Annotated in this window: 21 protein-coding genes; 14 read left to right on the top strand and 7 right to left on the bottom strand. The window is 39.3% G+C overall.

Annotation, left to right across the window (positions count from 1 at the left end; genetic code table 11):
• Positions 1 to 67 precede the first annotated feature (67 nt).
• Both cls and FC19_RS00435 read left to right on the top strand, forming a co-directional pair.
• Positions 68 to 1516: a cardiolipin synthase gene (gene cls, locus FC19_RS00440; protein ID WP_057875023.1), complete on the top strand. Its 1449-nt coding sequence runs from the start codon at positions 68 to 70 to the stop codon at positions 1514 to 1516.
• 164 nt (positions 1517 to 1680) lie between these two features.
• The gene (locus tag FC19_RS00435; RefSeq protein WP_057875022.1) at positions 1681 to 2622 is read left to right on the top strand and encodes an alpha/beta hydrolase; all 942 of its coding nucleotides are present in this window, start codon (positions 1681 to 1683) and stop codon (positions 2620 to 2622) included.
• A gap of 10 nt (positions 2623 to 2632) precedes the next feature.
• Here the strand turns inward: FC19_RS00435 and FC19_RS00430 are convergent, their stop codons facing one another.
• On the bottom strand, positions 2633 to 3670 hold the full coding sequence (locus tag FC19_RS00430) for an MBL fold metallo-hydrolase (protein ID WP_057875021.1): 1038 nt from the start codon (positions 3668 to 3670) through the stop codon (positions 2633 to 2635).
• 139 nt (positions 3671 to 3809) lie between these two features.
• Here FC19_RS00430 and FC19_RS00425 point away from each other — a divergent pair, with 139 nt between their 5' ends.
• A complete protein-coding gene (locus FC19_RS00425) occupies positions 3810 to 4175 on the top strand; it encodes an iron-sulfur cluster biosynthesis family protein (RefSeq protein WP_057875020.1) in 366 nt (121 codons plus the stop codon).
• A gap of 196 nt (positions 4176 to 4371) precedes the next feature.
• Here FC19_RS00425 and FC19_RS00420 read toward each other — a convergent pair whose 3' ends face one another.
• Positions 4372 to 5802 (bottom strand): C69 family dipeptidase, encoded by a 1431-nt coding sequence (locus tag FC19_RS00420; RefSeq protein WP_057875019.1) that lies wholly within the window; start codon positions 5800 to 5802, stop codon positions 4372 to 4374.
• Between the two features lie 174 nt (positions 5803 to 5976).
• On the opposite strand from FC19_RS00420, the gene FC19_RS00415 reads away from it, so the two are divergent.
• The 3 genes from FC19_RS00415 to lysA all read left to right on the top strand — a co-directional run bounded on the left by FC19_RS00415 (position 5977) and on the right by lysA (position 8654).
• On the top strand, positions 5977 to 6882 hold the full coding sequence (locus tag FC19_RS00415) for a YitT family protein (protein ID WP_083488247.1): 906 nt from the start codon (positions 5977 to 5979) through the stop codon (positions 6880 to 6882).
• Between the two features lie 195 nt (positions 6883 to 7077).
• Positions 7078 to 7266 (top strand): 2-hydroxymuconate tautomerase, encoded by a 189-nt coding sequence (locus FC19_RS00410; RefSeq protein ID WP_057735555.1) that lies wholly within the window; start codon positions 7078 to 7080, stop codon positions 7264 to 7266.
• An 83-nt stretch (positions 7267 to 7349) separates the two neighbouring features.
• Entirely contained in the window at positions 7350 to 8654 is a 1305-nt protein-coding gene (gene lysA, locus FC19_RS00405; RefSeq protein ID WP_057875018.1) for a diaminopimelate decarboxylase, read from the top strand.
• 127 nt (positions 8655 to 8781) lie between these two features.
• Here lysA and FC19_RS00400 read toward each other — a convergent pair whose 3' ends face one another.
• On the bottom strand, positions 8782 to 9594 hold the full coding sequence (locus FC19_RS00400; RefSeq protein ID WP_057875017.1) for a Cof-type HAD-IIB family hydrolase: 813 nt from the start codon (positions 9592 to 9594) through the stop codon (positions 8782 to 8784).
• 121 nt (positions 9595 to 9715) lie between these two features.
• Here FC19_RS00400 and FC19_RS00395 point away from each other — a divergent pair, with 121 nt between their 5' ends.
• The 4 genes from FC19_RS00395 to FC19_RS00380 are packed head-to-tail and all read left to right on the top strand — an operon-like array spanning position 9716 to position 13227.
• A complete protein-coding gene (locus FC19_RS00395) occupies positions 9716 to 10471 on the top strand; it encodes an alpha/beta fold hydrolase (protein ID WP_057875016.1) in 756 nt (251 codons plus the stop codon).
• Positions 10472 to 10502: 31 nt separating this feature from the next.
• Positions 10503 to 10826: a metal-sulfur cluster assembly factor gene (locus FC19_RS00390; protein WP_057875015.1), complete on the top strand. Its 324-nt coding sequence runs from the start codon at positions 10503 to 10505 to the stop codon at positions 10824 to 10826.
• A 24-nt stretch (positions 10827 to 10850) separates the two neighbouring features.
• Positions 10851 to 11831, top strand: a complete 981-nt coding sequence (locus FC19_RS00385) for an ABC transporter permease (protein WP_057875014.1) — start codon at positions 10851 to 10853, stop codon at positions 11829 to 11831.
• Between the two features lie 4 nt (positions 11832 to 11835).
• Positions 11836 to 13227: an RsmB/NOP family class I SAM-dependent RNA methyltransferase gene (locus FC19_RS00380; protein ID WP_057875013.1), complete on the top strand. Its 1392-nt coding sequence runs from the start codon at positions 11836 to 11838 to the stop codon at positions 13225 to 13227.
• A gap of 50 nt (positions 13228 to 13277) precedes the next feature.
• Here the strand turns inward: FC19_RS00380 and fni are convergent, their stop codons facing one another.
• The 4 genes from fni to mvk are packed head-to-tail and all read right to left on the bottom strand — an operon-like array spanning position 13278 to position 17373.
• Positions 13278 to 14306, bottom strand: coding sequence for a type 2 isopentenyl-diphosphate Delta-isomerase (gene fni / locus FC19_RS00375; RefSeq protein ID WP_057875012.1), 1029 nt, complete (start codon positions 14304 to 14306; stop codon positions 13278 to 13280).
• Between the two features lie 29 nt (positions 14307 to 14335).
• A complete protein-coding gene (locus FC19_RS00370) occupies positions 14336 to 15409 on the bottom strand; it encodes a phosphomevalonate kinase (protein ID WP_057875011.1) in 1074 nt (357 codons plus the stop codon).
• A 34-nt stretch (positions 15410 to 15443) separates the two neighbouring features.
• Positions 15444 to 16421: a diphosphomevalonate decarboxylase gene (gene mvaD, locus FC19_RS00365; protein ID WP_057875010.1), complete on the bottom strand. Its 978-nt coding sequence runs from the start codon at positions 16419 to 16421 to the stop codon at positions 15444 to 15446.
• 16 nt (positions 16422 to 16437) lie between these two features.
• Positions 16438 to 17373: a mevalonate kinase gene (gene mvk, locus FC19_RS00360; RefSeq protein WP_057875112.1), complete on the bottom strand. Its 936-nt coding sequence runs from the start codon at positions 17371 to 17373 to the stop codon at positions 16438 to 16440.
• A gap of 309 nt (positions 17374 to 17682) precedes the next feature.
• Here mvk and FC19_RS00355 point away from each other — a divergent pair, with 309 nt between their 5' ends.
• The 4 genes from FC19_RS00355 to asnS all read left to right on the top strand — a co-directional run bounded on the left by FC19_RS00355 (position 17683) and on the right by asnS (position 23623).
• Positions 17683 to 20526, top strand: coding sequence for a helicase C-terminal domain-containing protein (locus FC19_RS00355; RefSeq protein ID WP_235809288.1), 2844 nt, complete (start codon positions 17683 to 17685; stop codon positions 20524 to 20526).
• An 83-nt stretch (positions 20527 to 20609) separates the two neighbouring features.
• Positions 20610 to 21107 carry a cell wall elongation regulator TseB-like domain-containing protein gene (locus tag FC19_RS00350; RefSeq protein ID WP_057875009.1) on the top strand — a complete coding sequence of 166 codons (498 nt, stop codon included), beginning with the start codon at positions 20610 to 20612 and terminating at the stop codon, positions 21105 to 21107.
• 19 nt (positions 21108 to 21126) lie between these two features.
• Positions 21127 to 22308, top strand: a complete 1182-nt coding sequence (locus tag FC19_RS00345) for a pyridoxal phosphate-dependent aminotransferase (protein ID WP_057875008.1) — start codon at positions 21127 to 21129, stop codon at positions 22306 to 22308.
• Positions 22309 to 22321: 13 nt separating this feature from the next.
• Complete coding sequence (asnS, locus tag FC19_RS00340) at positions 22322 to 23623, top strand: asparagine--tRNA ligase (protein WP_057875007.1); 1302 nt, start codon at positions 22322 to 22324, stop codon at positions 23621 to 23623.
• The last annotated feature ends 55 nt before the right edge of the window (positions 23624 to 23678 follow it).

Genomic DNA, 23678 nt, shown 5'->3' with positions numbered 1-23678 from the left:
TACACTTCTTGTTGAGTGTTCAATTAAGCATTAGATCACAGTAATTAACAAGAAGGTGGTGTCGTTTTTGGATGTAGTAGGTTGGATAATCAGGGTAATTTGGTTGATCAATATTATCGCGGCTGTTTTTACAGTTTTTAAGGAAAAAAGGGATATTTCTGCAACATGGGCATGGTTGTTAGTGCTTACCTTTCTTCCAATTATTGGTTTTATCCTATATCTTTTCGTGGGTAAAAAAATATCGCGGGATAAAATCTATGATATTAAAACGCAAGAACGTATGGGGATTGAACAGTTGGTTTCTCTCCAGAAAGAGCAGTGGCGTGAAAAGGAGCTGCTGCCGGCAGATCAAATAACTGATACTGCCAGGGAAATGGTGCATCTTTTTCTGGAGACGGACAATGCGATTTTGACGAAGCATAATCATATTGAAATATTTGATGATGGCCATGCGAAGTTCAAAGCACTTTTCGATGATATTAGGGCAGCTAAAAATCACGTCCATGTTGAATATTATACATTTTACAATGATCGGATTGGTAACGAATTGCGGACTATATTAGAAAAAAAAGCTGCTGAGGGTGTTGAAGTCCGGGTTATTTACGATAGTTTTGGTTCGCGCGGGACAACACACCGCTTTTTTGCACGACTAGAAGCCCTCGGAGGCCACGCAGAGCCTTTCTTTGGATCACGTAGATCTTTTCCTAACTTTCGTCTGAATTACCGTGATCACCGCAAGTTGGTGATAATTGATGGTCGAATAGGTTATATCGGAGGGTTCAATGTTGGAGACCAGTACCTCGGACGCAGTCCGAAGTTTGGTTATTGGAGAGATACACATATCAAGATCACTGGCAATGCGGTAATTGCTCTTCAGTCACGTTTCTTCATGGATTGGAATGCAACTGTCAAGGAAGAGCATATTGGTTATAAGGAGAATTATTTTCCGCTTGCATCTAAGCAAGGAAAAGCAAGTATTCAGATTGTTTCGAGTGGACCTGACAGTGAGGTCGAGAATATTAAACTCGGTTACATTAAAATGATCAACAATGCAACAGATTATGTGCTGATTCAAACACCATATCTGATACCTGATGATTCTTTACTAGAGGCGCTCAGTATTGCAGCTTTTTCTGGGATTAAGGTTAAGGTGATGATTCCTTCAATGCCGGATCATGCTTTCGTGTACCGTGCTACTCAGTTTTATGCAAAATCATTAATTGAAGCTGGAGTGGAAATTTATAAATACAATAAAGGCTTCTTGCATTCAAAAACACTGGTTGTTGATGGAAAAATAGCCGCAGTAGGTTCCGCCAATATGGATTACCGTAGTTTTAAATTGAATTTTGAATCGAATGCATTTATATATGATACAGAAGTTAGTGAACAGTTAACGGAGATTTTTGAAAAAGATAAAAAAGAATCTACAAAACTTACACCTGAATATTTCAAAGATCAATCGCTCTGGCTTAAATTTAAGCAATACTTTTCACGTTTGCTATCTCCAATTCTATAAAATGTAAATTATAAATACTTCACTTGCTTAAAATTGAGTAAGGCAAAAAATAGGAAACGGATATATTCTTACGCAAAGAAATATTTTAGTAGCAGTTATGGGATTGTGGCAAATATTATTTTGTCGCAATCCCTCTTTTAAGTAATAGTATAGGAGAATGTAGTTTGTTTAAAAGAAAGAAAAAAATTTTTGCTTACAGTTTACTTACGTTGATAATTGCCATAATACTTGGGCTTACAGGTGCAAGTGCTTATTTATACTATTTTGCCTTCGAACCGCAAAAGCCTTTGAATAGTGGAATGAGTTCCAAAAAGAAGACCCCGCTGAAACATGACAAAAAATGGCTTGCTGAGGTTGACAAGCAGCGATGGCAGGAAAATTCTGCTGGTCAAAACTTAAGGCTGAAAGCAGTATATATTCCAGCAGCACACAAAACAAATAAAACGATCATTGTGGCGCATGGTTATCAGGAGGAACATACTCAGATGGCGAGTTATCTGCACATGTTTCATCAAATGGGTTACAATGTTTTAGCACCAGACGACCGTGGGGCAGGAAAGAGTCAGGGCAAATATATTGGTTTTGGTTGGCCTGACCGACTTGACTATGTTAAGTGGATTAAACAGGTTGTTAAAAAAGGTGGGTCTGATTCGCAGATCGGTTTATTCGGTGTCAGCATGGGTGGTGCCACAGTTATGATGACTAGTGGTGAGCAACTGCCCCATCAAGTCAAAGCGATTGTTGAAGACAGTGGCTATTCTAGTATTGAGGAAGAACTGACTTATGAACTAAAACAGCGTTTTGGAATACCCAAGCAGCCGTTAATCACCACCGCAAGTTGGTTTACGCAAATGAAGGCCGGGTTTGACTTTAAAAAAGGCAGCTCAGTTAAACAGTTGAAAAAAAATAAGCTCCCCATTTTTTTTATCCATGGGGGAGCTGATAAATTTGTACCGACCAAGATGGTTTATCAGAATTATCGTGCGACTACAGCATATAAAGAGCTTTGGGTTGCGCCTAAGACAGGGCATGCAATGGCTTATTACGAGTATCCTAAAGTATATCGGCAGAAGGTTGGAAACTTTTTTAAGCAATGGCTTAAGTAAGGTGAGAGAGCTAACATTGCAGAATGTTAGTGGTGTTTAATCTGTTTTCTAAATCAGCAAGCATTTTTTCGTCTAGCGGTTCAATCGTACGGTTAAAATTACTTTTGTTTAACCAAGATTTTTTTTGACAGGCCTGGCTATTTTGAATACTAGGGTCAACGAAAAGTGGGTTGGCATCATCTTGTAAAACGAAGTCACTCGGTCTTTCTTTTAATTGACGTTCACTGATATAGTGCATCTTATTTTGAACTTCTTGTTCTTGTACGGTTTCCGATGTAGAGTAGCAATAGATCGTATCATCAGGAAAGAAGAAATGAAGAAACTCGGCAATCGAAACTGGCAGAACTAATTTTTTATTGAGTTCCGTACAGGTCTCATTAAAACGGTGTAAACGTTCTGGGTTCCAAGGTGAAAGTAAAACTTTAAACGGTTCAGTTGGCTGAATACTTTTGAGTTGTTTGCTGAAGTATTTTTGAATACCATTTTCACTTTTTGGAAGTTGCGCGGACTTGTCAGTGAACATGGTACTGCTTGTAATAAATGCTGTTAAGTTTGAGCCAGCCATTTTTTTGAGCCATTTTTTCGTTCTTTTTTTATGCCCACCATAAAGTACGAAGGCGTTAACGTAACCAATGGCAGTTTGTGTATCACGAATAACAAGTGCTAGCGAACCGTATAGTGAGTCATCATTTTTATATGCTGTCACTTTAAAAGGACCGATTTTCTGGGGAAAGTCATATGGAATAATTTTCCCCATGTTCGTAATTTTAGGGACCAAGCCAAAGCGCTGCATTTTCTGAAGCAGTAAAAAGAGTTCTTGTGACATGTAGAATAAAACTTTGGACGGAGCAGAATACAGAAGCTGCAAATTGTTTTCAGATAGCTGGGTAAGGATCACTACTTGAAGAACGAAGTCATCCTGGAAGACAGAAAACTTTTTAAAAGTCGAAACAGCAGGATCAAATAAAATGCAAGTATTGTCTTTTTGTGCAACTAAGCTTTTATTCAGAGAAAATGAATTATTGATTTTTTTGTCAGTATCAGTCACTTGTTATTCCTCATTTCTTATAGGTATCTCTGTGCTAAATTATAAACTAGCTGCCTATTATTTGCGAATGGACTCAAACATATATTTTGGCATACAGACTTACATCGTGTACAATATGCTTAGAAATGGAGGGATTCGCATGTATTTAACAATTACGCAGGAAGCGCGGAAAAAGATCATGTCTTATCTCGAAGATTCTAATGATGAACTTTTATTGGACTTTGACGATGGTGTGGGCTCGCTCTCACGTGTGGGTGTTTGTTCACTTGATTCCGTTTTCCGTATTTTAATTGTTTCTGATGATATTGATTCGCACGATTATGATAAGAAAGTTGATTCTGATATCGGACCATTTAGAATTAAGGGTTATAGCGAGATGTATATGGACGAAGAAATGAAATTAGATGTTAACGAAACTAATCAGATGTTACGATTGACAGGTGCTAATTCAGGTGAGTTGACCGCCGCTGTCCGCATTGAACGAATTGAGAAAGAAAAGGCATAAAAACTTGACACAGGGACTGGTATGAAGGAATTTACTATAATTTTTTAATAAAAGCGGGCTTCATGACAAGAAGAACTTTCTGTCATGAAGCCCACTTTTATTAATATATAGCGGTCCAAAAGCATGATCACTTTTTTGTGAATTATCGGTAATTAAAAGCAGAACATAGTCTTAATTTGCAGGCTATTCGAACTGCTTAAAGATTTTCATCAATTTGGAAATTAAGTGGAGAAAGATCAGCTGATTCGGTTATTAGCTGGGCTGTTAGTTTGTCTATTTTATCGAGTCCGAGTTGTGCATTAGCATAACTTGCTTCCGTCAAAAAGGTTATCTGTTTTTGATGGGTGAGTTTTTGAGCCTTGTTGTCAGTCTGATGCACACGTGTTTTAAGATGGGCGCGCAACTCCTTTTGTAAGGAATGAAGTTTCTCACCGAATTTTTTGTAATGTGCGTCAACGAGAATACCAAGCAGTTTATAGCGCCAGTAAGCGGAATCAAAGCTATAAGTTCCGTTGCCCTTTTGATAGGCTGGATGTGTATCTGTTATGGAGGCGTAGAAAGGAATGAAGACACTTTGAGCTGTAACCCCCAACGCAAGCCAGTGCAAACCACTGATTTCAAGTGGAAGATCTGGGCGTATTTGCAGAATATGTGATTCTTGGGTCTTAGCAAGGCTGATTGGCCTGAACTTCTTTGAGGTGCTAGAATCTGCATTTCCCAGAGGATCATAAGCTGTTCCTTGAAAATGTGAACCTAAAATGTATTCAAGATCGTCATTATGCAGCAGACGATCTGCTCGCTGTATGAAAGGGAGCTCCTCGCTCATAGGATCTTGTTTTAGCGATGGAGTTAAATATTTTTGACCATACCAGACACGTGGTGTGCTGTAAATCTCATCACTTAATTCCTGAGTTCCAAAAATTTTTCTGAAGTTGAATTCGGTGCGAGAAACATTTAGTTTGTTTTCTTGGACGAAAGTGGCTATTCTGGGTGCATACATAAAGTTTTTGGAATCATCAAAATCAATATTCTGAATAGCCAGTTGATTAGCGACAACCGCATATGCATCCTCAGGGATTCGCTGAGCAACCCAATGATGTCCAGTAGCAATTTCCATGTACCAGACATCATCTTTGTCAGAGAATAAAATGCCGTTAGTTTCACTGGCGCCGTACTTTTCAACGATAGCTCCCAAACGGGCTACACCTTCGCGCGCAGAATGGATATAAGGGAGTGTAACGGTTACCATAGCTTCTTCGCCAATACCATTTTCAACTAGCGGATCTGCACCGAGAACACGTTCATTCGCATACGCACTTTCAGTCGCACTCATGGCAACGCCATACTCGTTGATCCCGTCTTCTTCAAAAATACCAAATTTTGGAGTCCACTCAGGTGTTGCAGTGTATTTTCCTCTAGTTTTGGGAAGCCCAATGGTAAAACCGTTATCCGGCGATACAAAAGTTTGTTGCTGTTCAAATTCTTTGTGTGGGTGAACAATGAAATGTTTTGGACATGTTGCATTGAAATCTTCGTTGCGAGCAATGAGAGTTGAACCATCTGCTGTTGCTTTTTTGCCGACTAAAATACTTGTGCATGCGGATAATTTTTTTTGTTTGAAAGTCAAAGTAAAACCTCTTTCTTTTTTGATTTTTGTTCGTTAAAATGATTTTATCATAACAATGCGTTTAATTTTTTTCTAATGTTGTATTTTAACAGATTGGTTTATACTTATTTATGTTGAAATACTTTGAATAAAATCTGCCCATGTTTGATGGGAAGTAGGAATAAGGTGTTAAATATGAATTTTAAAATTTCCGATGAATTAAAACGAGTTGCTATTGCGATTTTTGCTGGGGTTGTCTTGGCTGCTAGCTTAAACTTTTTCTTAATACCTGGTAATATTTTTGCTTCAGGTTTCAATGGGATTGCGCAACTTTTGTCGTCAGTTCTTAACAAAATGTTCCACATTCGAATTGATACTGGCTACTTCATTCTGCTGCTGAATATTCCTGTAGGTATCTTAGGCTGGCTGAAAGTCGGGCGAAACTTTACGTACTATAGTGTGGTTACGATTATCTCAACAACATTTTTTGCTATTATAATTCCAGTGCAGCGTTTCACTCCAGATCCTTTAATGAGTGGATTGTTTGGTGGTGTGATGACTGGTTTTGGGGTCGGTGCTGCCTTGCGTTATGGTTTTTCGACGGGTGGTATGGATATTATCGCGGTCATTTTGAATAAGACGACAGGCAAATCCGTCGGTTTTGTCATGTTAGTGATTAATATGCTGATCATTTTAACAGCCGGGTTTTTATTTGGTTGGCAAAGTGCACTCTATACGATTATTTCCAATTATGCTATGACGCGGGTGATTGATGGGATTCACACCTCACACCAAAAGCTGACAGCATTCGTTGTGACGAATAGGGCCAAGAACATTATCCCAGTTTTACGTCAGTCATTAGTTAGAGGTGTGACAATTATGCCATCTAAAGGGGGATATTCGGGGAAGGACAGTCAAGTTTTAATGATTGTCATTACTCGTTACGAGCTCTACCGATTCAAGCAGATCATCATCCAAGAAGATCCAACTGCTTTTGTTAATTTTGTAAACACATCTGATATTGCGGGGAACTTTTTCGATGAAGATCAGCAGGCAAAACTTAGTGCACGTGCCGCACAGTTAAACAAGCAAAAAAATTGAATAAAAGAACAGAGGAGCCTATGAAAATTTGAATTTCGGAGCAAAATACGAGTCTCTGTATAGTCGAATTATTTGTTGGAAATTTAATTGCTTTCTAATCGCATATCTGGTTTAATATACATAGAGTAATTAGAGTCGAAGTATACTTAAAGAGTATGTTTAATAGTAGTGTTGACTTGGAAAGAGGAGTAAGAAATGCCAATTGTGCATATTGACTTAATTGCGGGGCGCTCGCAAGAACAACTTAAACACTTAGTGGAGGATGTTACAAAAGCTGTTTCTAAAAATACAGGGGCACCGGCTGAACATGTCCACGTTATTCTAAGTGAGATGCAAAAGAACCGCTATAGTGTGGGCGGAGTTCTTAAGAGTGACGAGAAGTAATTGTTTTGATTTTAAGCTGGGCGATATACCTGGCTTTTTTTATTATTTAAGACTACTTATAAGATGAGAGAGGATGTTTGAAGTTGGCAAATTTATCAGATTCATTCGAAGTTAATCAAGCTGGACATTTAGCGATTGGCGGGGTTGATACGCTTAAATTAGCGCAAAAATACGGAACCCCTCTGATCGCATATGATGTTGCCAAGATAAAGTCCAAGATAAAACACTTCAAACAGGCCTTTGTTGATGCCGGGGTCCCTTATCGCGTAGTTTATGCAAGTAAAGCTTTTTCAGCGATGGCAATGTATCAGTTGGTTGCGCAAGAAGGCCTTGGATGTGATGTGGTTTCTGGTGGTGAGCTTTTTACCGCATTAAAAGGTGGAATGCCCCCCGAGCGCATCGAGTTTCATGGTAATAATAAATTACCAGCCGAATTGGAAATGGCGGTTGATGCCAAGATAGGATGTATTGTTGTTGACAATTTCCAGGAAATAGAATTTCTGGACGCTATTTTGCGGAAAAAGAAAACTTCAATTTCAGTTGTGTTGCGTGTTGCACCTGGAATTGAGGCGGAAACGCACAAATATATTTCAACAGGACAAGAAAATTCTAAGTTTGGTTTTGATGTGCATAGTGGGCAAGCAGAGAAAGCTCTTAAGAAGCTTATTGAAAATCCGCGAATGAAGGTTAAAGGGGTTCACTGTCATATCGGTTCACAGATTTTTTCTGCCAAAGGTTTTGTCATGGCTGTTGAAAAGATGGTCTCACTATTGAACGATTGGCACGAAAAATATGCTTTTGTGGCTGAGGTACTTAATCTAGGAGGCGGTTTTGGAACTCGATACACGGAACAAGACCAACCACTTCCGCCAGAGATTTTTGCTGAAAAAATCATTGCAGCTGTTAAGAAAAGGATAGCTGAATTTAGCCTAAAAATGCCAGAAATTTGGATTGAACCAGGACGTTCTTTAGCTGGTGAATCTGCAGCTACCCTTTACACGGTCGGTTCACGCAAGGATGTTGAAGGTGTGTGTCATTTTGTTTCTGTGGATGGTGGGATGGGCGATAACATTCGCCCTGCATTATATCAGGCAAAATATGAAGCATGGCTGGCTAATAAACCTCAAGCTTTGCAGGAACAGATTGTAACAGTAGTTGGTAAGTATTGTGAATCTGGAGACATTCTTGTACGAGATGCACAATTGCCAATTACTCATCCGGGAGATATCTTAGCAATTCCGTCAACTGGAGCGTACGGTTACACAATGGCCAGCAACTATAATCGTAACCCGCGGCCAGCTGTTGTGTTCTGTGAAGATGGCAAGGATAAACTGATCATACGACGTGAGACCTATGAGGATATGTTGGAATGCGACTTGGGCATGTAGCTTGGATCAACTTTAAAGCTTAGATGGCAGGAAAACAAAAAAAGCAGCTTAAGAACGGGGCAGAAACAATCTCGTTCTTAAACTGCTTTTTATGATATGGATACTGAGAACAACAGGCAGTTTATTGCTATTCAGCTAATTTGAGGTAATTTTCAAGATAAGTTGCTAAACCATCTTGAGTATTATCTTTAGCTGTGATATCGTTTGCTAACTTTTTCAGCTCGTCTGTCCCATTGCTCATTACAACTCCCCAGCCAGCATAATCGATCATTTCACGATCATTATGTTCATCCCCAAAAGCGATGATGTTACTGCGGTCAATTTTGAAGTTATCAGCCAAATGTTTGATCCCAACAGCTTTATTCACACCTTTCGGTTCGAGCTCCAGAACAGGGTTAACGCCTCCCCAAACACCTACTTCAACATTTGAACCGTAAACTTGCTCTAAATGCTGAATAATTTTATCTTTCTTTTTATCGTCAATTAAGATCGTCAATGAAGTTGGATCAGATTTTAAGTTTTGCTGGTTTAAAATCTGTTCTGAGTTGAGAGGCACTGGAAAGAAGTCGTCTACGATAGCATGCGGATTGCTGGCCAAAATCATCGACTTCTTTTCAGCAGCCATTAGCTTGATCCCGAAAGTATCCATATTTTTCAATAAGTCAAAAGCGATCTCACGCGAAAAAGTTTTTTGATATTCTTTATCCCAATTTTGATGTGGAATGTGCCCGAGTCCACCATTAAAATTAATCATAGGAGTCTTTATGTTTAGATCATCATAGATTTGTTTTGATATGCGGTAAGGGCGTCCCGTAACAATTGAGACAATGTGTCCGGCACGGCTGGCTTTTTGTAAAACTGCTTTTGTTTTCGGACTAATCATCGACTGTCCATTTAAAGTTGTTCCGTCTAAATCTAATGCTATTAATTTCTGTTGCACGTCATTCACCTCATATTAGGAAGATTCATAGGATTTAAGATACCATAAAAGCAACTTATTTACTAGAGTTTGCCTTTACTGTCGTTGTATAATATGAGCATACTACTATGGGGGCGACAGCATGATTACAATTACATCAAAAGAAATTAAAAAAATTCCTGTACTGGAACTTGTCCAGTCTGATAAGAAAGAGGATGTGTTGCCGCTGGTGTTTTTCTATCACGGTTGGACAGGATGCAAGGAGAAAGTGCTAACGCAAGGTTATGAGATAGCTAAAAGAGGTTTTAGGGTTGTCTTGCCAGATGCCCTTTATCATGGGGATCGGCTGGTTTCAGGCAAAGCTTCAGAGCATAAGCTTGAGTTTTGGAAAATAATTGTAAATTCGATTAAAGAATTTCCAGACTTGCTTGCTTATTATCGAGAAAACTTCGGAATTAAGGATGAGAAAGTTGGTGTCAGTGGACTTTCAATGGGAGGAATCACCACATGTGCGTTACTGCGGACCTATCCACAGATAACAGCAGGCGTATGTTTAATGGGTTCTCCAGCGCCATGTTCATTTGCGCGGCAGCTTCTGCATGCGATACCAGGGATGGAAGATATCGATCCGAATTACGTAGAAGAGCAGGTCAAGGCTTTGGAAGTTGTGGATCTTTCCTTGAATCCTCAAAAAATTGCTTCGCGTCCAGTTCATTTCTGGCATGGAACTGCAGATGAAATGGTACCCTATCAGCCGACAAAAGCTTTTTTTGACCAAATAAAAAATCATTCGTATGCAGAAAATGTGACGTTTACCACTACCCAAGGTGCGGCACATAAGGTATCATATGAAACAACAGTTGAAATGGCAGATAAATTTGCAGATTATCTGGCATAAATATAAGTGATATATCTTAGGAGGATTTCTTATGGAGAATCAAAGAGATCAAGAGACAATAAAAAATGAAATACTTGAAAAACTAGAAGACGTGATCGACCCTGAACTAGGCGTCGATATTGTTAATTTAGGGCTTGTGTATGAAATAAATTTGAATGAAGCCGGCCTGTGTGAAATAAAAATGACTTTGACAACAATGGGCTGCCCGCTGACGGATGTTTTAGCAGATATGGTGGATCGAGCACTTGTTTCAGTTCCCGAAATAGAGAAGGTTGATGTTAAATTTGTATGGGAACCGGCATGGTCAATTGATAAAATGACAAGGTATGCTAAGATGGCACTTGGCATTCATTAAGTTGGTTAGTAAGGAGAGAATGCTGTGATAAAGAAAAATGTTTGGTTGGTGCTCTATGCAACCCTGCTGGCTTTCCTCAGCGTTTCGCTATTTTTGAAGATTCAGGAACGAAATCTGACGATTAAGCTGAACAACCATAATCTCTCTGCAGATGCCTATTTAATCAAATTGAAAGATAGAATGACAATCGCGCAGCTTGATAATAAGTTACAAAATTCCTCCAAGCTGGAGGATGTTCAGGTACACTATCAGGATAAAAAAAGCAAGAACATCACATATTTTTACGGTGTAGGTAATTTTGCAGTACCGCCAATGATTAGTGGCAGTTTTTTTGCACTCGCTGATTTTAAGTCGGAAGTTAACGTTGCAGTTGTTGGAAAAAATCTTGAAAATAAATTATATACACCTAAGGATCAAAGTTATTTAAAAATTGATAATAAATACATTCCAGTGTTAGGCGTGATGGGTAACCATCAAGGATCAGATCTGGATAATCAGATTTTTATTTCGATAAGCGAACAGCAGCGTGCCAAAGTACTAGCTAATAATTTTCGAATTGTGATTGATGGTAAGCGCGCTTTAGACAAAAAAAGCGTCAAAAAGGTTTTGAGTGCATCGAGCGTTCGTCATATTAATCGCAAACATTTCTTGATCCAGCAAGATTCATGGGTTGTATCGCATTTAAGTGAATTTTTGGGGCTTGCCGTTGTTACACTTGCTTTTTTGAGTGGAGCACTACTTTGTATACTTTTTGCGCGCAGGAGGTATTTAGAGGCTATTTTCTTAAAGCGGGATATCAAAAAATTTATTTTTGATGACTGGCAGTTTTTCGCACTTTTTAATGGATTAGGAACTATTTTTGGAATCATAATTGGTTTATTGGCTTTTGATATTACCGAATATATTGCTATTTTTGTTTATAATTTTGCAGTATATCTATTGACCAACTGCTTGTATATTGTCTTATTGAAAAGACAAATCAAAAAGTTGAACAAAGGGGATTAATTAAATGGATTTACCAGAAGGTTTTGTCTCTAAATATCAAAAGATATTGGGAGATGAAGCACCGGCTTTTTTCTTGAGTTTGGCCGGCGAAGTTAAGAAGGGATTCAGACTTAACACATTAAAGGACAATCCTGATGATGTTGCACTTGACCTCACTAATCCGATTAAATATGTGCCAACGGGTTATTATGGCGAAGTTTCAGGACGCTCCTTAGAACATCAGGCAGGCTATGTTTACAGTCAGGAACCAAGTGCAATGTATGTAGGGGAAGTTGCTGCTGTTGTTCCTGGCGAGCGTATTCTTGACCTCTGTGCAGCTCCAGGAGGAAAATCAACTCAAGTTGCTGCTAAGCTTGGCGGAAAGGGGCTTTTAGTCGCAAATGAAATAGATCGCAAACGAGCAGGTATTTTGTCTGAAAATATTGAACGTGTAGGGGCATCGAATGTAGTTGTACTAAATGAGGATCCACGAAATCTCGTTAAAAAATTACCAGGTTTTTTCGATAAGATATTGGTTGATGCTCCTTGCTCGGGAGAAGGAATGTTTCGCAAGAATCCGCAAGCAAAGAATTATTGGCATCCGGAGTATGCGGATGAATGCGCGCAAAGGCAACGCAAAATCCTAGAAGATGCGGTTAAAATGCTGCGCCCAGGAGGACAGTTGATTTACTCGACATGTACTTTTGCTCCTGAAGAGGATGAGCAAATTATTGCATGGTTGCTGGAACAGTATGAGTATTTTGACGTTGTACCATTAAAAAAATGGAAGGGCATGGATGCTGGGATGCCTGTTTTTGCAGACAATGATCAGCGTTTATTGGGAACTGTCCGTCTGTTTCCACACCATTTTAATGGAGAAGGCCACTTTATTGCTAAATTGCAGGACCGTCGTTCACAAGAACCGGTTAAAAATAACAAGAAAAAAAAGAATAGCGCTCGTATTCTTAGAAAGATAACGAGTAGCGAGCGCGTTTTATGGAATGATTTCTTGCAAAAAATGTTCGCCAAAAATGATTTTTTCCCAGAAGTCGATTTACGTTGTTGGAATGAGCACTTGTACTGGGTTCCTGAAAATAGTCCTGATTTAAGTGGTTTGCGTTTTATGAGGCCTGGTCTAGAACTGGGGACCTTTAAGAAGAAAAGGTTTGAACCGAGTTATGCATTAGCTCTTTATTTAAGTCCACAATGTGTTGAGCGTGTGCTGACCTTTAGTCATGAACAGTGGGCGAGCTATGTCCAAGGAAACACTATTGCTTATAGCAGCGAAAAACACGCGAATGGTTGGTATTTACTTTGTTGTGAAAATAAAAGCTTTTGTTTTGGAAAACTTGTGAATGGAACAGTTAAAAACTTCTTTCCAAAGGGACTTCGACTTCATCCGATTTTAAAAAAATAAAACAAGAGAAAATGACATATTCGATCTAAAATATGTTATTTTCTCTTGTTTTATTTTTTCAATTGTTTTTGAAAAGCATATAATTCGGAAGACAAACTAAAGTCAACATGACGAAGCTCTGCAATATTGTGGCAGCCAAGGAGGACCATCAGAGCCTTTACTTGATCTTTAAGCTTTTCGATTAGTTCAATCAAGCCAGCACTGTTCTGTTTAAGAACAGTGTGGAGAAACAAGCCCGATATGCCGACATTGTCAGCTCCAAGAACTAAGCACTTAATAATATCAAGTGCATCTCTAATGCCTCCAGAGGCCGTGAAGGAGAATTCTTTTTGGAATGGCTTACTAGCTATCAGTGTCTCAGCAGTTGAAAGGCCAAAGCTGTCAAGCAGCGGGAATTCTTTAGCATGTCGGCGCTGATTTTCAATTTTAGCGAAATTTGTGCCACCTCGCCCTGAGAGATCAACATATTTAATCCCTATATTTGCCAATTGCTGCAGTGAACGTGGGCTGATCCCGAAGCCGACTTCTTTAACTAAGACTGGGACCTCAAGCTCTTCTATGATTTTCGTTATATTTTCACGCCATTTAAGATCACGTTCACCTTCGGGCATAACAATTTCTTGCGCAGCATTCAGATGAATTTCAAGTACATTGGCTTTTAAAAGCGAGACAGCTTTTTTAGCATCTTGAAGATCGTGGTCAGCTCCTAAATTACCCAAAACGATCCCATTGGGTATTTTTTCTCTAACAATACTGAAACTTTTTTCAACTTCTGGAAGCTTAAGCGCAATGCTCTCAGAACCAGTTGCCATTGGAATGCCGGTCGCTGCAGCAGCAACAGCTAATTTTTCATTTAATTTAGCCGTTGCTGGACTCCCACCAGACATAGCATTGATAAAAAAAGGAGCTGGAATTGGTATTCCAGCTAACGTAGTTGTCATATCAACCTCGTCCCACGCAATTTCAGGAAGGTTATTCGGAAAAAGTTTGATTTGTTCTAAACCATTTGCACATTCAGGCTGATAGAGCTTTTCCGCAATAAAAACATGTTCGTCTTTTCGATGAGAGTGTGAATTCACTGATTTGACCTTCCTTTCAATTCAATTTATCAATCATTAACGCGATGGACATGAAGATTAAGAGGTTCAATTCCAATTTTTTTCCAATTATTCAAAAGCTGTTGAATATTGACGGAGTTATCGATCAAAACGATACCGCAGTCACCGCCGCCAGCACCCGAGGTTTTGGAAGCACCGTTCAATTTCTCTGCAGTTTCACACAATAGGTGCAGGAGCGGTGTTTCAATCTGAACATCGCTCAGCTCACCTAAGGATTGAAGTAATTTACGATTGTAGCGGATTTCTTTCTTTATAACATCAAAACTTTTGGTTCGAAAACCTTTGATCATTCGCTTTAAACATTGCTTGCTTTCATTCAAAAAGCTTTGATAGCTCTTAATGCGTTCAGCTTTTTTGAGTCCGACGGCATCAACTAAATGTGATGTTGATGCTGGCGAACCAGTCCAGCCGATCAACAAAGAAAGTTCTTTAGGCGGGGTTAATAATTCAACTTTTAATTGTGGCCATTTTAAATCAATTAACTCAGTCAGTGAATAACGATACCGGGCTTTTTTTAGCCAAGCACGATCAAAGGAGTTATATGCGATCCATCCTCCATAAACGCTTGCTGCAATATCACCAAGTGATCCATTTCCTTGAATGTCTAAATGTGCAATTGCAGATAGCTTGAAGAGCCTGCTTTTAGTCATGGTAAGATTATAAAAGCGGCATAAGGCCTTGACGGTGGCAACTGTAACTGCGGCTGAACTTCCTAGACCGTATTTTTTGCCATCCGGACTGTCTAAATCACTGTCGATTCTCAAGTGATAACATTTCATTTTTTTGCCCAATTCTTGCGCATATGCTTCTGTCAGTTTAATGGCAGAAAGAATATAATGGAACGGATTGTCACGATTATCGAAAACCATGTGATTTCCTTCGCGTTTCCAAAGAAGTGAATTCTCTTGGTATTGTTGTGAGTAAATTGACCCGTAGTCATTACTTTCTGTGACCGTAACAGTTACAAACTGATTAAGAGCCACAAGAATTGCAGGGAATCCTGTCTCAACGACTGCATATTCACCTGCAATATAAAGTTTTCCTGGTGCTTTGACCGTAATCAAAAAATCATGCCCCTTCAACGAATTAAATATAATTTTATTTTTTACTGATTAGTTCAACACCCGGTCCCGGATGTGCAACCAATAATTGTTTTTTATCGAATTTAACTGCAAGTCTTTTTAAAATTTGCTCGCTGTCTTCAGCAGAACAGAGTATTTTAACGTTTGGACCTGCATCCAATGTATAATAACAACAAATACCCTCTGAACGCAACAATTCCACTAGATGCAGTACTTCGATAGTTGCGGGTTCAAAGTAGCTGAAGTGAGGGCTGGCGCTCATATTTAGTGCATGCATCTTCATTGCATTTTCTTCAGCAATTGCGCCAACTTTTTTTAAGTTGCGCTCTTTAATTGCTTTTTTAATAGTTGCAAGGTCATGTTCGGAACTCTTGATCCAAGCAGGATAAAAAGGCGAGGTTTCAACAACTCGCTGCATTCCAACGCGGCTTGAAATTTTCTTTCTGTTCTTATCAATTACGACTGCAATCATACAAATGTTCCAATCAGTATTCTCTTCAATTGGAACGGCAAATGAACTTAAATCATCATTTCCACGCTTCCATTCGACAAAACCACCATATACTGAACGGCTAGCAGAACCAGAACCTCTGCGTGCAAGACGCGAGAGATCTTGGCGAGCTAATTGCATCCCCGCCGCTTTGCTGGCTGCCAGTGCCAATGCGGCATATGCTGAAGCGGAGGAGGCTAAGCCAGCTGTCGTTGGTACATGATTGACTGACTCGATATGCGCAAATGTTTTTAGTTCAGCCTGTGCACGAACAAGATCCATAAAACGTGAAATTTTTGAAGCATCTTGTTCTTCATCATTCAAATAAAAAACATCATGCTTTAAAGATGAATCAAAATATACCGTGGTATCCGTATAAAAATGGTCCAGCGTCAGTGAGAGGCTATTGTTCATTGGAATTATCAGTTGTTGATCTTTTTTGCCCCAGTATTTTATTAAAGCAATATTAGTATGGGCGCGAGCTGTGAATGCTTTTGAAATCATTAACTTTTTTCCTTCCTCAGTGGTTTCCTAATGGCTGGATCCATGTTTCGGTGACGCCTTTTTTTCGTAACTGTTGGGCTATTTTATTCGCTGTTTTTTGATTTTTAACCAACGAAATGAAACAACCTCCACGTCCTCCACCGGTCAGTTTGCTGCCTAATGCACCAAGAGCAAGACTTGTTTTGATAAGCTCGTCTAGTTGTTTATTACTGACGCCAAGTGTGGCAAGCTGTGCTTGAGCGAGATTAAAGGTTTTACCTAGTCCAAGTGAATCATCGTTGGCAATTTGAGTGCGTGCCGCGAAAGCCAGCTTTCCAAGTCTATCGATCAAAGTTTGTGTAGTTTCGGGATCGATCTCCATCCGTTTTTTTACACTAGCAACTGCTTCACCCGTGCGCCCCTTTATGCCGCTGTCGCAAATTAAAAGGCAGGCGTTTAGTTTAAGCGGCAGTGTAAAAAGTTCTTTATTTTTAATCATCCAAACTGGTTGTGAGCTTGCAGAAGTAGCTGCATCAAGACCGCTTGGATTGCCGTGAATATCTTTTTCAGCTATATTGGCAAGTTGTAAAAGCTTAGAATGTGTGAGATGCCATCCAAAGTAAGCATAGAGGGCTCTAACTACAGCAATAGCGGCTGCAGCTGAGGAACCCATCCCCCTTTCAGCAGGAAGATCACTTGTAATTGTCATGACGAAAGAACTATTAGCCACAGAGTGGGCATCTAGGATATAATTGATCAGATGTTTTATCCCAGATAGAGAAGCTGGGGAACGCAAAAGCTCACCATCAAAGTAGCGACTATGCAAAATTTGGCGACCTTCATTGGATTCTTTTATATGTACTTTGGTTTTTACTTTTGACAGAGGCAGAGCAATTGCCGGTTGCTCGTAAACAACCGAATGCTCTCCGATCAGGATAATTTTAGCGTGGCTTTCTCCATTTCCGGAACGCATAACTTGGGTCAAATCAATGCTTCCTTTCTACTATGAATGGTTGCTAACATTAATATCATACTACAAAGATCCTTAAATTATTCTAAATATTGCTTTGCTGCAAACAAATAAGATTATACATATTTATTAACATTCTGACAATATAACAATCTCTAAAGGTGTTAAATATTGGCTAAAGTAGAAGCTTATAGAATAGCTTTAACTTGATTTTTTATATTAGTGTTTTTTGGAGCTGATCAATTTTAATGACTTTTCGTTTTCTTAATTGATTAATAGATTTTAATTTAGAACGCTTAAGAGGTTGGATATGTGCTAAAATGGCGAGTAGATTATGCTAAGAAAGTCGGTGGAACAATGAGCTTGGCAGGCATGTATGCAGTTGTTGATATCGAAACAACCGGAACCAGTATAGACGGGACTAATCGGATGATCCAGTTTAGCTGTGTTTTTGTTAAGGGCGGAAAAATAATCAATGATTTCAGCACGATGATCAATCCTTTAATGCCGATTCCAAAAGAGGTTCAGCATTTAACCGGGATTACAAATAAAGATGTTCAAAAAGCCCCTTTGTTTGAGGATGTGGCGGGAACGCTTTTTGCTCTTTTGCAGGGAACAACATTCGTAGCACATAACATAAACTTCGACTATCGTTTTTTAAACGCTGAATTTGAACGTGTAGGTTATCCCGCATGTGAACTTCAGGGAATTGATACAGTTCAACTGAGTCAAATATTGTTGCCGACACTACCGAGTTTTAAGTTGAGTTATTTGAGTGAATACCTTAATTTGAGCCATCGCCATCCGCATCATGCTGACAGTGATGCCGAAGCAACAGCACAGCTGCTGATTTTCTTATTGAAGGCGATTGAAAATCTGCCGCTTCGCTGCCTTGAATTGATTGCATCATATCAAAATAGCTTATTAATGCAAACGGGACTATGTTTTAAGGAAGTGTTTGAGAAAAAGCAACATGAAAATAATATTTTACCAACGCATCTCCAGGAAGTCGGTGGGATCATACTGCGTCGTTTTGAACTGTCAACGAGACCGCAGGAAGAGAAACCTTATCCTCAATCGACTGCTGCGAAAAAAAAGCTTTTTGCGGACGTACTTGAATGGCGTCCAGCACAGATAGAAATGATGGATCATGTGCATAAACTACTTAAAAGCAAAGAGCAAGCACGCTTGGTGCTCGAAGCGCCAACAGGTTTAGGTAAAACACTCGGCTATTTAATACCGTCATCTTATTCTGTTGGCAAAGGGAAAAAAGTAGTAATCAGTACTGCGACCACAGCCTTGCAAACCCAGATGAGAGAACAGGTTTTACCTCTTCTGCAGCAAATTTTACCGTTTGAGATCGAAGCGGCAGTTCTTAAGGGAAGTCAGCACTACCTTGATTTAGAGAAATTTAGCCAATCGCTGCATCAGCCTCAAGGCAAGCAGACGCGATTATTGCAGCTGCGCTTGCTTGTGTGGTTAACTATTACAAAAACAGGGGATCTTTCTGAACTACACTTGACAAAATATCAAAACCCCTTATTCAGTGAAATAAGGCATCATGGGATAGATAGCCTTGAGACTGGGAGTGCTTTTTATACTTATGATTTTGTTCGCCGGCAGCGTGCGTATCAAGAGAATGCCGATCTACTGATCACAAACCATTCATATTTGCTAAATCATGTGGACCTTTTAGGTAGTACAAAGAACAGTCTGATTATTGATGAAGCTCAGCATCTTTCTAGCATGGCACTTGCAAGTAATCGTGATGAAATCGATTTTGATGAGCTAAAGATTCTTTGTGACTCGCTACTAGTGAAGATTGAATCACACATTTCGTTTGCTTTTGAACAACTTGAAGAACAAAAATTTATTACACATGCTGAAAATCATGAAATAGCTACGAATATTCGTGTTATCGATCAGTGTGTCCCTGAAATAAGGGATAATATGATGTATCGTTTTGTTCCAAAAAGTTCAAAGAAACAGGATTTTTTTGAGAATATTATTCCAATAAATCGTCTCAAAGGTTTTATTAAAGAGAACTATGCAAGCATTAAACATGTCAGTAATGCTTTTAGAAATTTTGAACACACGCAGCAAGAATTAGTGCGACGCTTCGAACAGTTTAGAAATGAAGATCGCTTAGACAAAAAAGCGGTTCGATTTTTGAACGATTTTTTTGAGCTTTCACGAAAATTAGCCGATTATCGAAAGTACTGGATGCGAATGGAATTGGCTCGGCTTGAAAGACAAGAAGAGGAAACTATCGTTTGGATTTCAATTCCTCGGGGTAATCCCAATGCACATCTAAGACTGCAATTTGGCTTGCTGGAAGCTAGGAATTTCTTGCGTCCCTATATTTATGATAAATTTCGGCACGTTCTTTTTGTGGGTGCAAGTCTATTACTTCCGAATGCAGCAGATTATACGCTTGACCAACTAGATCTTCCGCATGAAACGCAAATTTTGCAACTTCCTGGAGCATTTGATTACCATAAGCAAGCATTGGCGTTGGTGACAGCGGATGCGCCTGATGTCACACACGAACTGGATAATTACATTGAATATTTGGCAGAAACCTTAAAAAAAATAATTATGGATAGTGAACGCCAGACGTTAGTTTTGTTTAATTCTTTAGCGATGATCGAGAAGGTGTACCACCTTCTAAGTGAGAGTGGGATTACACTGCAGCGTGAAATTTTGGCTCAAGGAGTGACCGGTAGTAACGAAAAGATCATGAAACGTTTCAAATTGTCTAAAAAGGCAATTCTATTAGGGGCAGGGACTTTTTGGGAAGGGATAGATCTGCCTAAAGATCGGTTGGAGCTGCTAGTGATTACGCGTCTCCCGTTTCAAGCGCCGGATACTCTGATTAATCGTGTTAAATATCGTAATCTGACACTTGAAGGACAGGATCCATTCCAAAACATTGCTTTACCAGAAGCAATGATGCGCTTGAAACAAGGATTAGGACGTCTGATACGAACACCAACTGACCGCGGGATCATAATTTTACTTGATAGTCGGGTAGTTACAAAAAATTATGGTGAACAGATGCGGAAAGTCTTTCCAACAACGATGCCGCTCAAAATAATTAAAACGGATGAGATAAAAAAACATTTATTGAATTTTTGGGAAAATCAACGACCGTGACTTCAAAAAAAAATTGATTATTGCTATAATGAAACGGGCATATAGTTTCTTAGCAATAATCGCAAAAGAGATGAGAGGGGTCTATGAGAAGAACAAAGTATTATCGAAATAATTTGAAAAGAATAATAGTCCTCGCAACAGTGATTATTGTTGCATTTGGGGCCTTTGTTATTTATTCGCAGTTAACGTCACCCAGGAGAGAGGCTAGAGCAGAGGCTACTAAGCTGGCACAAAAATATGCGAAGCTGAAAACGGTGAAGAACTTTTACTGGTATAACCGTCAAAAGACTTATTTTACAGTCGACGGCCAAAATAACAGTGGGCAGAATATTTATGTAGTTATTGCCCAAAAAGGCGGTCAGATAAATATTTATTCTCATGATAAGGGAATCAGCGATTCACAGGCGCGATCAATTGTGCGAAAAGAGCATCAACCAAAAAAAATAACTAAAATCGCGATGGGAATGTGGAAGAATAAACCAGTCTGGGAAATAACATATCTTAACAAGAGTAACCGTTTGTGTTATGACTTGGTTTCATTTAAGAATGGTTCAATGCTTAAAACGATTCAAAATATCTAGAATAATGAAGGTGTAGAAAATGAAAATAGCAAGCAGAGTTATGCAGGTCCAACCATCAGCAACGTTAGCTCTTTCAGCAAAAGCAAAAAAGATGATGGCTAAAGGAATAGATGTTATTAATCTCGGTGTCGGTGAACCAGACTTTAACACACCGCAAAAAATCAAAGAAGCTGCTATTGATGCGATAAAAACGGGAAAATCCGATTTCTATACTCCTGCGACAGGAATTCCAGAATTAAAACAAGCAATCTGTGATCGTTTAAAAGCAGACTTCGACACTGAATATACCGTTGATCAAGTTGCGGTTACTGTCGGTGGCAAATTTTCTCTATATGTTCTGGCACAGACACTTCTTGATAATAATGACGAGGTCCTGATTCCCTTACCATATTGGGTTAGTTATGGTGAACAGGTTAAATTGGCTGGAGGGAAGCCTGTTTTTGTTATGCCAGCTGATGGAGCTAAAGTAACAGTTGATGAATTGGAAAAAGCTCGTACATCTAAGACGCGCGCTGTGATCATTAATTCACCTCAGAATCCTTCAGGTTTGATTTATGGTCAGGATGAACTACTTCAAATCGGTGAATGGGCAGTCAAAAATGATATTATTCTGATTGCGGATGATATGTATGGCAAGCTTGTCTATAATGGGCATAAATTTGTTTCTTTGATTGGGTTTAGCCAAGAGATCAAGGACCAGACTATTTTAGTGAGCGGTTTATCTAAGGCATATGCGATGACAGGTTGGCGTGTTGGATATACAGTTGCACCAAAAGAAATTATCCAGAAAATGAATGTTGTCATCAGTCATGCGACCAGTAATCTAGCAGCCGTAAGTCAGTATGCTGCCTTGGAGGCACTGACAGGAGATCAGAACGTCGTAGAAAAAATGCGTGTTCAATTTGAGAAACGATTGAACACAGTTTATCCGCAGCTTATAGCTCTTCCGGGCGTAAAGCTCGCCAATAAACCTGAAGGAGCTTTTTATCTCTTCCCGAATATTGCAGAAACAGTTAAAATGACTGGTTTCTCCTCAACGGAAGATTTTGCTTCTGCTCTGCTTGAAGAAGCACATGTTGCAGTCGTAGCTGGTGCGGCTTTTGGAATGCCTGAGCATATCCGACTAAGCTATGCAACAGATATGAATAGCTTGAATGAAGCTTTAAAACGAATGAAAACATTTATTGAAAAACATCTGTAGGGGGCTGTTTCTTTTGGAAACAATTAGTATTGTTGATGCTAAAAATTATGTTGATAAAAAAGTCAAAATTGGTGTTTGGCTGACGAATAAACGTTCCAGTGGAAAGATTGCATTTCTGCAGTTGAGGGATGGGACAGCATTCTTTCAAGGAGTTGTTGTGAAGAATAATGTCAGTGAAGAAATTTTCACATTGGCAAAAGAAGTTAGACAAGAAGAAAGCATGTACGTAATCGGAACGATTCATGAAGATTCGCGTTCGCATTTTGGATATGAGATAGAGATTGATGAAATTGAGCTGGTTGGAACAAGCAAGGACTATCCAATCTCACCTAAGGAACATGGGACCGATTTCTTGATGGATCATCGCCATCTGTGGTTGCGCTCGAAGCGTCAATTTGCCGTTATGAAGATTCGCAGTGAACTAATCAGAGCGACATATGAATTCTTCCATAAAGAAGGTTTTGTTAAATTTGATGCACCGATATTGACTGGATCAGCACCAGAAGGGACAACAGAATTGTTCCATACAGAATATTTTGATAAGGACGCTTATCTGTCTCAGTCTGGCCAACTGTATGAAGAAGCCGGAGCAATGGCCTATGGTAAGGTTTTCTCATTTGGACCGACTTTTAGGGCTGAGAAATCAAAAACAAGAAGACACTTAATTGAATTCTGGATGATCGAACCAGAGATGGCCTTTATGCATCAAGAAGAAAGCTTAGAGCTGCAAGAACGTTATATTGCCAACCTTGTGCAGACTGTTCTTGATAATTGTCAGTACGAATTGAAACTTCTGGGGCGCGATCCTCAGGTCTTGCAGCGGTATACAGAACTTCCCTATCCACGGATTTCATACGATGAGGCAGTGAAGTTATTGCAAAAATCTGGTGATTTTCCAGATGTTGAATGGGGAAAAGATTTTGGTTCACCGGAGGAAACATATTTGGCAGAGCATTTTAGCAAGCCGGTGTTTGTTTTGAATTACCCTAAAGCTATTAAACCATTTTATATGAAGCCGCACCCAACTCGGGATGACGTTGTTATTTGCGCTGATCTTCTAGCGCCAGAAGGTTATGGAGAGATTATAGGCGGTTCTGAAAGAGCAACAGATCTTGTTTATTTAGAAGAACAAATAAAAAAAGCAGGGCTTAATAAAGAAGATTATCAATGGTATTTGGATTTGCGGCGTTATGGTAGTGTTCCTCATTCTGGCTTTGGCCTCGGCTTGGAGCGTGCCGTTACGTGGATTACAGGCGAGGAACATATTCGTGAAGCGATTCCGTTCCCACGTTTGTTGAACCGTATTTATCCATAATAAGGGACAAAAAGTGGCTATGATAAAAAATATCCTGGCTGCTTTTTTTATAGTC

Source organism: Liquorilactobacillus aquaticus DSM 21051, from assembly GCF_001436755.1.
GTDB lineage: Bacteria > Bacillota > Bacilli > Lactobacillales > Lactobacillaceae > Liquorilactobacillus > Liquorilactobacillus aquaticus.
The sequence above is the reverse complement of the archived record's forward strand: the minus strand, read 5'-3'. Positions and strand labels throughout refer to the sequence as shown.

What these genes read in the sequence shown, in the direction of transcription:
- mvaD (WP_057875010.1), bottom strand. Translation starts at nt 16,421, where the DNA reads ATGATTTCAAAAGCATTCACAGCTCGCGCCCATACTAATATTGCTTTA.
- mvk (WP_057875112.1), bottom strand. Translation starts at nt 17,373, where the DNA reads ATGCGTTCCGGAAATGGAGAAAGCCACGCTAAAATTATCCTGATCGGA.
- FC19_RS00415 (WP_083488247.1), top strand. Translation starts at nt 5,977, where the DNA reads ATGAATTTTAAAATTTCCGATGAATTAAAACGAGTTGCTATTGCGATT.
- FC19_RS00425 (WP_057875020.1), top strand. Translation starts at nt 3,810, where the DNA reads ATGTATTTAACAATTACGCAGGAAGCGCGGAAAAAGATCATGTCTTAT.
- FC19_RS00350 (WP_057875009.1), top strand. Translation starts at nt 20,610, where the DNA reads ATGAGAAGAACAAAGTATTATCGAAATAATTTGAAAAGAATAATAGTC.
- FC19_RS00345 (WP_057875008.1), top strand. Translation starts at nt 21,127, where the DNA reads ATGAAAATAGCAAGCAGAGTTATGCAGGTCCAACCATCAGCAACGTTA.
- FC19_RS00395 (WP_057875016.1), top strand. Translation starts at nt 9,716, where the DNA reads ATGATTACAATTACATCAAAAGAAATTAAAAAAATTCCTGTACTGGAA.
- FC19_RS00390 (WP_057875015.1), top strand. Translation starts at nt 10,503, where the DNA reads ATGGAGAATCAAAGAGATCAAGAGACAATAAAAAATGAAATACTTGAA.
- FC19_RS00410 (WP_057735555.1), top strand. Translation starts at nt 7,078, where the DNA reads ATGCCAATTGTGCATATTGACTTAATTGCGGGGCGCTCGCAAGAACAA.
- FC19_RS00380 (WP_057875013.1), top strand. Translation starts at nt 11,836, where the DNA reads ATGGATTTACCAGAAGGTTTTGTCTCTAAATATCAAAAGATATTGGGA.